The organism is Pedobacter petrophilus (assembly GCF_009674725.1).
In the GTDB taxonomy this organism is placed as follows: Bacteria; Bacteroidota; Bacteroidia; order Sphingobacteriales; family Sphingobacteriaceae; genus Pedobacter; species Pedobacter petrophilus.
Map to the genome: position 1 here is coordinate 21997 of NZ_WKKH01000049.1, position 7955 is coordinate 29951.

Annotated in this window: 9 protein-coding genes and 1 tRNA gene; 6 read left to right on the top strand and 4 right to left on the bottom strand. The window is 37.3% G+C overall.

Going from position 1 to position 7955, the window contains the following annotated elements; translation table 11 throughout:
- Nucleotides 1-21: 21 nt before the first annotated feature.
- Nucleotides 22-786 (top strand): SDR family NAD(P)-dependent oxidoreductase, encoded by a 765-nt coding sequence (locus tag GJU39_RS20005; RefSeq protein ID WP_154282779.1) that lies wholly within the window; start codon nt 22-24, stop codon nt 784-786.
- 254 nt (nt 787-1040) lie between these two features.
- Here GJU39_RS20005 and GJU39_RS20010 read toward each other — a convergent pair whose 3' ends face one another.
- The 3 genes from GJU39_RS20010 to GJU39_RS20020 all read right to left on the bottom strand — a co-directional run bounded on the left by GJU39_RS20010 (nt 1041) and on the right by GJU39_RS20020 (nt 3644).
- Nucleotides 1041-1667, bottom strand: coding sequence for a carbonic anhydrase (locus GJU39_RS20010; protein ID WP_154282780.1), 627 nt, complete (start codon nt 1665-1667; stop codon nt 1041-1043).
- A gap of 449 nt (nt 1668-2116) precedes the next feature.
- Nucleotides 2117-2731 carry a hypothetical protein gene (locus GJU39_RS20015; RefSeq protein WP_154282781.1) on the bottom strand — a complete coding sequence of 205 codons (615 nt, stop codon included), beginning with the start codon at nt 2729-2731 and terminating at the stop codon, nt 2117-2119.
- 283 nt (nt 2732-3014) lie between these two features.
- A complete protein-coding gene (locus GJU39_RS20020; protein ID WP_154282782.1) occupies nt 3015-3644 on the bottom strand; it encodes a Crp/Fnr family transcriptional regulator in 630 nt (209 codons plus the stop codon).
- A gap of 77 nt (nt 3645-3721) precedes the next feature.
- On the opposite strand from GJU39_RS20020, the gene GJU39_RS20025 reads away from it, so the two are divergent.
- From GJU39_RS20025 to GJU39_RS20040, 4 genes are all read left to right on the top strand, one after another.
- Nucleotides 3722-4417 (top strand): HAD family hydrolase, encoded by a 696-nt coding sequence (locus GJU39_RS20025; RefSeq protein WP_154282783.1) that lies wholly within the window; start codon nt 3722-3724, stop codon nt 4415-4417.
- Nucleotides 4414-5061 carry a chloramphenicol acetyltransferase gene (locus GJU39_RS20030; protein WP_154282784.1) on the top strand — a complete coding sequence of 216 codons (648 nt, stop codon included), beginning with the start codon at nt 4414-4416 and terminating at the stop codon, nt 5059-5061. Before GJU39_RS20025 ends, GJU39_RS20030 begins: the two co-directional genes overlap by 4 nt.
- Before the next feature lie 312 nt (nt 5062-5373).
- Nucleotides 5374-5447: transfer RNA gene (locus GJU39_RS20035), tRNA-Ala, on the top strand.
- 215 nt (nt 5448-5662) lie between these two features.
- Entirely contained in the window at nt 5663-6859 is a 1197-nt protein-coding gene (locus GJU39_RS20040) for a tyrosine-type recombinase/integrase (protein WP_154282785.1), read from the top strand.
- Nucleotides 6860-6918: 59 nt separating this feature from the next.
- On the opposite strand, the gene GJU39_RS20045 is transcribed toward GJU39_RS20040, so the two are convergent.
- Complete coding sequence (locus GJU39_RS20045; RefSeq protein WP_154282786.1) at nt 6919-7515, bottom strand: master DNA invertase Mpi family serine-type recombinase; 597 nt, start codon at nt 7513-7515, stop codon at nt 6919-6921.
- 155 nt (nt 7516-7670) lie between these two features.
- On the opposite strand from GJU39_RS20045, the gene GJU39_RS20050 reads away from it, so the two are divergent.
- Entirely contained in the window at nt 7671-7919 is a 249-nt protein-coding gene (locus tag GJU39_RS20050; RefSeq protein WP_154282787.1) for a hypothetical protein, read from the top strand.
- Nucleotides 7920-7955: the final 36 nt, after the last annotated feature.

Genomic DNA, 7955 nt, shown 5'->3' on the forward strand with positions numbered 1-7955 from the left:
GAAAGAAATTTATAAAGCAAAATGTCAAACATATTTGATTTAGCAGGTAAAACTGCATTGGTAACGGGCTGCAAAAGGGGAATTGGCAAAGCAATGGCTTTGGCTTTAGCAGAGGCTGGTGCAGATATTATCGGGGTTTCAGCAAGCCTGGAACTGGAAAATAGTGCTGTTGAAAAAGAAGTTTTAGCGCTTGGAAGAAAGTTTTATGCTTATCAGTGCGACTTTAGTCAGCGTGAAGCGACATTGGCTTTTGCTGCGAGGGTAAAAGCTGATCACCCTGTGATCGATATTCTGGTAAACAATGCAGGAACGATCTTGCGTAAACCTATTGCTGAGCATCCAGATGATATGTGGGATGAAGTGATTGCCGTAAACCAGAATGCTCCTTTTATTTTAACCCGGGAAATTGGCAGAGATATGATCGCCAGAGGAAGCGGAAAAGTAATTTTTACAGCTTCTTTATTGTCATTTCAAGGTGGAATTACCGTTCCGGGTTATGCTGCCAGTAAAGGTGCAATTGCTTCATTAACGAAAGCATTTGCGAACGAATGGGCATCGAAAGGTGTAAATGTGAACGCAATTGCACCAGGTTATATCGCTACCGATAATACGACTGCATTACGGGAAGATCAGGATAGAAGTACTTCCATATTATCACGTATCCCGGCAGGCAGATGGGGAACACCCGAAGATTTTAAAGGACCCACATTATTCCTTGCCTCCAACGCAAGTGATTATGTTCACGGAACCATATTAACCGTAGATGGTGGCTGGATGGGAAGGTAGGTTTGAGTTTGGAATCGGGAGTTTGGAGTTGTGAGTCCGGAGTTCAAAGTTGGGCGTTAGCGGTTTGAAGGCGTAAGGCGAAAGTTATAATTAAAAGACCGATGTAAGGGGGTAGGGGCGTTAGTTCCAGGACCCAGACATCGGTCTTTTTATGAGGTAAGTTTTAGATATTAGAACAGTTCTTCGTAGTAATGCTATAACGGATTGTGCGGTTCCGGTGTAGTTCTAAATTTCTAAGTATCAACTTCTAATCCCTAAAAAAGATTATAAATCTCTTTAATGTCTTTTAAAATGGCTTCGAAATCGATTTTTAAATCAATTAAACGGCCAGTATGAATATCAAAAACCCAACCTTGTACGGTTAAACCTCTTAAAGTAATGGCTTCCTGCACGGCTGCCGTTTTAAGTAAGTTTACACATTGTTCCTGAACGTTCAGTTCAACTAATCTATTATAACGAAGGCCTTCATCTTCAATCGCATTTAATTCATCTTTGTGTGTGCGGTAAACATCACGAATATTTCTGAGCCATGGATTTAAAATACCCATATCTGCCGGTTGCATGGCAGCCTTAACTCCGCCACAATTGTAATGACCACAAACGATAATATGTTTTACCTTTAAATGGCGAACAGCATAATTTAACACCGTCATCACACTTAAATCAACATTGTTTACCAGGTTGGCAATATTTCTATGAATAAATGCCTGTCCTGGCTGGATGCCCATTAAATCTTCTGCCGTTACCCTACTGTCAGAGCAACCAATGTATAGAAATTCAGGCGTTTGTCCCTTTGCTAACTCAGTAAAGTAATCAGGATTGTTGGCTAATTTTCTGCCAATCCATTCTTCGTTATTTTTAAAAACGTCTTCTACATTCATGTTTTTTTCTTTTAATTTAAGGTAATATGTTGATGAGATGGACCAAAAAAATCTCTATTCTTTTCAAAAATAAAAAAAGATTCTTTTCCTTCTATTAAATCATCATTTATCGATTCTTTAACTTAAAAGGTCTTTTTGGTTTGCAACCATCCTATTGATTATAAGTTATTCAAGCCAATCCTATGCAGTTAGCCAGTTGTAAACAAAGGAAGAGCAGTATAAATAAAATTGAATCCGAATGCACCACTTCACCTTTTCCAGTTAGTAACGGGGTAGCTTAGTGCTTTATTGTCCTCATTTTTTAACAAACCGGGCTACTAAAAGTTTGTTATTTTATGAGATACAAGCGCACATCGCCATAGGCTGGCGATGAAAAAGGATTAAGAATTAATGAAAAATGTTAATTTCTTAGAAAAAAAGGAAAATTAATAACTGAATGAGGATATCCTTTAAATACGAACCTTAACGCGGTTTACTGAAATGGTTTTTTCGTCCTCTACTGTAGAAAGATCTTCTAAGGAGTAAAGGTTAGCCATACATTCTGCCACTGCATTTTTATCCGTATACCAGATGTCATCATTGGTGAAATGACAAATACCTTTGCCCATTTCTGTAATGATGCTCCCCAGCAATGTTGCCAGATGGTGTTCGAACAAATTTCCCGGGTAATATTTAATAGAAAATACTTTTTTGAAAGCTTTAAGCTGGCTTTCTACCTGTGCGCTAATTTTAATTGGTTTATAAACCTTTTTTTTCTTTCGCTTTAACAGCTTATCAATATAGCTTTGTTTTACTGCTTTCTGGCGAACGTTTTTCTTTTTAAATTCAGCGAGTTCAAAAGGCTTAAAAGAGGTACTGAATTGTGCTTTCAATATACTGGTATTCAAAATTTCGATACTGGGTTTAGTCCACCGGAATTCGAGAGAAAGAATACTTCTTGGATTTTTAAAGGTAAATGACTGCTCCAGGCTTAACACTTTTTCATGCTGATTTAGGCGTTCAACGATTTCCGGGATCAGATTATCCGTTAGTGAATTGATGTATATATTTATACGAGCACTCATGTTTTTTGGATTTAATAAAGATAATCTGCTTCACACAATTTATCAATTTAGTAATAAGAAGAATTTGGTTAGTTGAAAACTTGTCTAAATGAGCTTCTTACTGGTTTATCAATTAAATAGGGCTAGCATAAAATTATTTATTGTATTGCAATATGCTGAAATGTTAATTTATAGACCTACAAATATATTCTTTATATTATTGTTTCATAATGGTAAACGCATGTTTTATTTTAAACGCTACAGTTTCAAACCGGGTTATTTTAATTGCAAGATTATCAGCTAATTAATTTTGTTTTTTATTTGTTAAGTTGAAGTATTCCTGCATTTTTATGGTCTGTTGATAACTTTTTTTATCTAAAAGTGACTTTAACGTCCTGTTAAAACTCCTGACAGAGATGCCAAGATAAGCAGCCATGTCTTCTTTTGAGATGATAATTTGCGCTTCATCCTGAAGTTTTAGCAGTTTCGATAAGCCATACTCCAGGGTGTATAACTGTTGAAAAGATGCCCGGGTACTTGTCTGAATAATTCGGGTAGATAATTCCTGCAAGAGGAACTTGGTAAAGGTAGGGTTCTTCGCAATGAGCTCCGCAAAAACATAATCCGGAACGGCATAAGCGGTTACTTCGCTAATGGCTTCTACATTACAAAGGCAATCTATTTTTTGAAGTGCTTCCAGTTCGCCTATTACCTCGCCCTTGCCTAAAAACGCTATAATAAAGTCTTTGCCATTTTCTTCAGATATGAAACACTTGGTAATGCCATCTTTAATCATATAAATATTGGCAATGGTTTCTCCCTGGCGCACAAAGCGGTGCCCGGGTTTAAAGGTCTTAAGCAGAATTTTTGAATCGGCGGTTTCGTGGCAAAAGGTTTCGATAAAGGAGAGAAATTGAAGGTTTGTTCTGAGCATATCTCACTTGGCGGACAAATGTCCTTTATGGAGTGGTTTGGTTATTTTACTTTTGTCGCAATAAAATTAAGCATAAAATGAATAACCAAATTACTGTAATTGCATTTGATGCCGATGACACCCTTTGGGTTAATGAACCTTATTTTCGAGAAGTGGAGGAGCAGTTTGCTGCACTTTTAGCAGATTTTCTTCCGCGGGATAATATTATCGCAGCGTTGTATAAAACCGAAATTGCCAATTTACCTTTATATGGTTACGGAATTAAAGGCTTTATGTTGAGCATGATTGAGGCCGTTTTGCGGATTACTGAAGGTAAAGCTGATCCTGCTATTGTACAGAAGGTTATTGATTTAGGACAGGAAATGCTGGATAAACCTGTTGAATTACTGGATGGCGTAGAAGATGTACTGAAAGCCTTGCATGGAAAGTTCAGGTTGGTTGTGGCCACCAAAGGTGATTTGCTTGATCAGCAAAGAAAACTCAGTAAATCTGGTCTTGATCATTATTTTCACCATATTGAGGTAATGAGCGACAAGCAGGAGCAAGATTATCAGAAACTGATCAGGCACCTGGATTGCAAACCAGCAGAGTTTTTGATGCTGGGCAATTCTTTAAAATCTGATGTTTTGCCTGTGTTGGCCATTGGTGGTAATGCGGTTCACATTCCTTTCCATACCACCTGGGTGCATGAGCATATTGATTATACCATTGAGCACCCAAACTTCTATCAGATGGAAAATCTATCTGAAGTTTTACTAAAATTAATTAAATGAAAGAAAAATTAGATCTTAACACTTGGATCAGAAAAGACCATTTTGAGTTTTTTAATGCCTTCGATGAACCATTTTTTGGGGTAACGGTAGAGGTAGATTGTACCGAAACATATCTGGAAGCCAAAGAAAAGAATGTTTCCTTCTTTCTGCTTTATCTGCATAAATCATTGCTTGCTGCCAATAAGGTAGAGCCTTTTCGTTACCGCATTATTGATGGTGAGGTTTGGACATACGACCAGGTACATGCTTCTGCAACGATCAACAGGCCCAACGGAACTTTTGGATTTGGGTACATCGATTTTCATTCAGACTTTGAATCGTTTAAAGCAGGAGCGATCGATGAAATTAGTAAGGTAGAAAACAGTACGGGCCTGATTCCATCTGCCGGTGGTGAAAACGTGATCCACTGTTCGGCTTTGCCCTGGTTAAACTTTAAATCTATCTCACACGCCAGGAGTTTTAGTTTTAAGGATAGCTGCCCGAAGTTATCTTTTGGCCAGGTACGCAATGAAGGAGAACGGAAAATGATGTCTGTTTCCATCCATGTTAACCATGCCCTGATGGATGGCTACCATGTTTCTCAATTTGTTTCCACTTATCAGGAATTATTAAACCAAAAAACCAGCGACTTAATTTCAACATAACGAAGACTTAACATTAAGGCTATAAATTAGGTTAATGTTTCTCCCTTCCATAGCCATCTCTATTTGCCTTTTAACGATAATAGCCGTATTTAACATGGAGAGCATTTTTAAGGCTTTTATGTTTCTTGTGCTGCTAACGGTTGTGTTTTTTATTCTTTTTCTTTTTATCAATCACCCTTTCCCCTCGGCACTGGTGGTTGTTGCGATTATGGCTGTTTTTGCCATTAAGGTTTAGGGTTAACGGGTAGATATGAAATAATAAATTAATTATCATTTGCTTTAGCTAAACTAATTACTATTTTTGCTGCACAAGGGGGATTAGCTCATTTGGCTAGAGCGCTTCGCTGGCAGTGAAGAGGTGATCGGTTCGAATCCGATATTCTCCACAGGTACTTCTAAGTCATTGAAAAACAATGACTTAGAAGATTCTTTGTCTTCAAACTCTGACACAAGTCTGCCACTAAACGCCTCGGGAGGTCAAAATTCACCCCGCCCGGCACGGCGAAAAAACCAAAATTCTTCTAACGAAAAGTCTAAAAACGGTGGGTATCCCGAACGTCAGTTGCAAGATAAAAATTCTCGAGGGGCGAATTTTGCCTTTATGGAAATTCCTGAACTGCCATATACTATTCCCCGTGTCGTAAAAGGACGGGCCATAATTAAGGTTCCTGCGGGAAGTACCATGGAAAAAGAAGTTGCCAGGCAAAGTTGGTATGTGGAGTTCTTCTTTCACAATGCAGCGGAAGAGCGTATGGAGCGGATCAGGGTAACCAGAAAGCTTAACAGGATAAAGGACCCAAAGCAAAAACTCAGGAATTTTAATAATCTTTGTGAGGCTTACAAAATTGCACTCGAAGGTGGTTGGAATCCTCTGGATGAACACGCCAACGCCCGGTTAAAAAAGGAACTGATTGGCATTGATCTTAATGAAGCGCTGTTGCTGTTCGAATCTTACCACAAAGCCAAAGGAACCAGGCCAAAATCAATCAGTACTTACCGCTCAACAGTTAACTCTTTTATTAAATATCATGGGGGAAATAAAAAGGTAAATAAGATTACTGATTTTGACATTACCGATTTTTTGAACTTTAAGGAAAGGGAGGGGAAGTGGGCTGGAGTAACCTATAATAACTGCAGAATAGGTCTTAATAATTTTTTTAGGTATTTAAAGGTGAATAAATACATTCCTGAGAATCCCGTTACCGACTGCGAAACGCGAAAAAAAATGCCGACTCAGTCCCATCAAATTTTTACTGAACGTGATTTCAAGGTTATCATGGACTGGCTTGATAAAAATGACAGATATTGCCAGCTCTTTGTGCGGATGATTTATTACACCTGCATTCGACCAAAAGAACTCCGGTTCTTGCAGCTTAAGTACATCGATTTGGAGGACAATACTATCACAATACCCGGTGTCGTCTCAAAAAACAAAAAGTCAATTCCTGTAAATATCGATGTAAGCCTAAGAGCAGAACTTGATAAATTACAGATAGAAAAATTTGATAAAGAATATTTTCTCCTTGGTTCTGCGGACACATTTATTTCACACAAAATGTGCGCTGAAAATTATGCTTATAACAGATTTAAAAAATGTTTGGAGGCAACCGGTTTGTTGGATAAAAACTATACACTTTATTCTTTTAAACATCTTTCAAACGTGAGAAAATTTAGGGCGGGATGGACTCTTGCAGAAATTTGTTCAGCCAACAGGCATGGCAGTCTTTCGGAAACCGAAACCTATTTGAAGGAATTGCTGAAATTTGTTAAATCTGATAAAACTATTCCGGCCATTTAACTTTTGTTGGAGCTTTATTATCGTGTTCCAGTAAATCCTGGTACTGGAACACAATAAAGCTAGGCTGTAATTTTTCCAACAAAGCTAGAAACAGTCAAGCGATGAATACCCAATATTCTGCCTATTGCACTATAAGAGACTTTTCTATCTAACAGTTCCTTTATTTTTCTTTCGTGCCCGGTAAGTTTAGTTGTGGCAGATTTACTTCCTTTAGGTCTCCCTAGGATAACCCCTTCTGCTTTTTTCCTTGCTAGCGCTTCTTTAGTTCTTTGTGAAATGAGATTTCTCTCTATTTCTGCTGATAAGCCAAATGCAAATGCTAAGACTTTTGAATTTATATCGCTACCTAAACGATAATTGTCTTTGATAGTCCATACTTGGATATCTCTATTCATACATTCATTAAGAACCCCCATAATCATCAACAAGTTTCTGCCTAAGCGAGATAATTCTGAGCAAATTAGAATATCCTCTTTTTTCATTTTTTTAAGGAGCTTTCCTAGTTTTCTATCATCAACACTTTTTGAACCTGATATGGTTTCTTCTATCCACTTATCAACAATGAAAGTGTGCTTGCCACAAAATTGATTGATTTCATAGCGTTGATTTTCTACTGTTTGTTTGTCTGTGCTTACTCTGATGTATCCGTAAATCATGTTTTTTAATTTAAATAAATTGTAAATGTATACAGTTAATTTAAACCAAACTTGATTAACTTAAATCAGACGATTTTAAGTGACAAAATTTCAGCGTTTTTGTTAAACAGAATAGTAACGTAACAAAATTTACTACAGCAGGTAGTTGGGTAGTTTTGTCACAAATAGAACGACAAATTAAATCTAAAATAGAAGCGATCGGAACACCACTTAAAGACTGGAAAATCAATATTAATTACGGCATTAAAACTGGATTTAATGATGCTTTCATTATTACTGAAGAGAAGAAATTGGAATTAATTGAAAAGGATATCAATAGTATCGAAGTAATTAAGCCAATTCTAAGAGGAAGAGATATTAAACTGCATATACCAATAAATTTGACCCCCTTTCGCCAATTTTAAATTGACCCCCAGAGTTGTTGCTTGAAAAAAGCAGAA

What these genes read in the sequence shown, in the direction of transcription:
- GJU39_RS20005 (WP_154282779.1), top strand. Translation starts at nt 22, where the DNA reads ATGTCAAACATATTTGATTTAGCAGGTAAAACTGCATTGGTAACGGGC.
- GJU39_RS20010 (WP_154282780.1), bottom strand. Translation starts at nt 1,667, where the DNA reads ATGAATGTAGAAGACGTTTTTAAAAATAACGAAGAATGGATTGGCAGA.
- GJU39_RS20015 (WP_154282781.1), bottom strand. Translation starts at nt 2,731, where the DNA reads ATGAGTGCTCGTATAAATATATACATCAATTCACTAACGGATAATCTG.
- GJU39_RS20020 (WP_154282782.1), bottom strand. Translation starts at nt 3,644, where the DNA reads ATGCTCAGAACAAACCTTCAATTTCTCTCCTTTATCGAAACCTTTTGC.
- GJU39_RS20025 (WP_154282783.1), top strand. Translation starts at nt 3,722, where the DNA reads ATGAATAACCAAATTACTGTAATTGCATTTGATGCCGATGACACCCTT.
- GJU39_RS20030 (WP_154282784.1), top strand. Translation starts at nt 4,414, where the DNA reads ATGAAAGAAAAATTAGATCTTAACACTTGGATCAGAAAAGACCATTTT.
- GJU39_RS20040 (WP_154282785.1), top strand. Translation starts at nt 5,663, where the DNA reads ATGGAAATTCCTGAACTGCCATATACTATTCCCCGTGTCGTAAAAGGA.
- GJU39_RS20045 (WP_154282786.1), bottom strand. Translation starts at nt 7,515, where the DNA reads ATGATTTACGGATACATCAGAGTAAGCACAGACAAACAAACAGTAGAA.